The organism is Plasticicumulans sp., assembly GCF_035331805.1.
Taxonomy (GTDB): domain Bacteria; phylum Pseudomonadota; class Gammaproteobacteria; order Competibacterales; family Competibacteraceae; genus Plasticicumulans.
In genome coordinates, this window is the sequence record NZ_DAOLKE010000564.1 from 1 (window position 1) to 1,515 (window position 1,515).

Sequence of the window (1,515 nt, forward strand, 5' to 3'; positions counted from 1 at the left end):
GCAGGCTGGGCACCCCGGCGAGCCGCCGCCGCCCGCCCGGCGGCCATCGCCGGGCGGGCGGCGGCGGCTCCGGGTGTGCTCATGCCGGACGCTCTGGCGGGGCGAGTTCGATCGCGTCGATGCGTCCGGGCACGAAGCGCCGGTCGATCAGCTCGCTCATGCGCAGCGGCTGCGTCAGGATGCCGAGCTGCACGGCGAGCGTGTGGATGGCCTGCAGATCCGCATCCTGCGGCGTCAGGTTCACGTAGCTGACCCGGCCGGGATCGGTCAGCACGTGGCGCAGCAGTCTTTCCTCCTGCCGGTAGTACGGGGCGGCGATCGCGGCGGCCTCGGGCCGGTGATGCTCGATCCACTGGCCGCTCTGCGCGATGCCGCGCACCAGATCGGCGATCAGCGCCGGCTTGCGCTCGATCAGTTCCTCGTGCACGACCAGGCCGCAGGAGATGAAACCCGGCCAGATCGCGTGCGCGTGGTACAGCACGCGGCCGGTGCCGGCGAGTTCGGCCTTCGCGGCCATCGGCTCGCCGACGAAGTAGCCCTCGATCGCGCCGGCGGCGAGCGCCCCGGGCATGTCCGGCGGCGGCAGCTCGACGATCTTCAGGTCAGCCTCGGTCAGGCCCTGCTGCGCCATCAGCCGGTGCAGCACGAGGTTCTGGTTGCTGTAGCGGGTCGGGATCGCGAAGCTCGTGCCGCGCAGCGCCGCGAGGTCGGTCGCCGGGTTCGCGGCCCGCACCATGAGCGTCGAACCCTCGCGATGCCCGAGATAGACGAGCTTCACCGGCACGCCCTGCTCGCGCAGCTTCATCGCCAGCGGCACGACCATGAAGCTCGCCTGCAGCCGCCCGGACTTGATCGCCTCGACCATGGTCGGGAAGTCCAGGTAGCGCTGCGAATCGAAGCGTGCGAAGCGGCTGCTGCGGCTCGCGTAGTCGGTGACCGGACAGGTCAGGTGGCAGGTCACCGGCAGGTAGCCGACGGTCAGCGCCTCCTGTGCCTGCGCGGTTTCCCAGGGCCGGAAGCGCAACAGCGCCAGCGCCCCCGGCACCGCCAGCACGGCGGCAGCGCTCAGCAGTTGTCTGCGGGTCAGTTTCATCGGCAGATCCTCCCGTCGTTGACTCAGGAGCCGGCCAGCCGCCCGGGGCTGCGCGCCCCGGCAGCGGCCGGCGCGTCCTCTTCGGCCAGCAGCGCCGCGACCGCTGCCACGCCGTCGGGCCGGCAGGCGATCGTCACCAGCGCCCGGCCCCCGGCCGCGAACCGGACGACGTCGCCGGCGGCCTCGGCGAGCGTCAGCGGCGTGTTGACGGCCAGTCCGGCCTTCTTCAGGCATTCGCGCGCGCCCCAGACGCGCGTGGCAGCCAGGTCGAAGTCCTCGCCGCTCACCGAGGCCAGCGTGCGCGCCAGCGCGCTGCCGGCCGGGCCGAGCAGGTCGTGCCAGTCGGCCGGCGGGCGCGGCGCGACGATTTCGAGATCACAGCCGCCGGCGAGCGCGGCGAGCGTCAGGCCGCCGGCGTGCGC

The 1,515-nt window shown here is 73.3% G+C and carries 2 protein-coding genes; both read right to left on the reverse strand.

Annotation, left to right across the window (positions count from 1 at the left end; all coding sequences use genetic code 11):
• Positions 1-79: 79 nt before the first annotated feature.
• Entirely contained in the window at positions 80-1,093 is a 1,014-nt protein-coding gene (locus PKE44_RS19400; RefSeq protein ID WP_324554498.1) for an ABC transporter substrate-binding protein, read from the reverse strand.
• Positions 1,094-1,116: 23 nt separating this feature from the next.
• On the reverse strand, positions 1,117-1,515 hold a 399-nt coding region (locus tag PKE44_RS19405; protein WP_324554500.1), incomplete at its 5' end, for a hypothetical protein.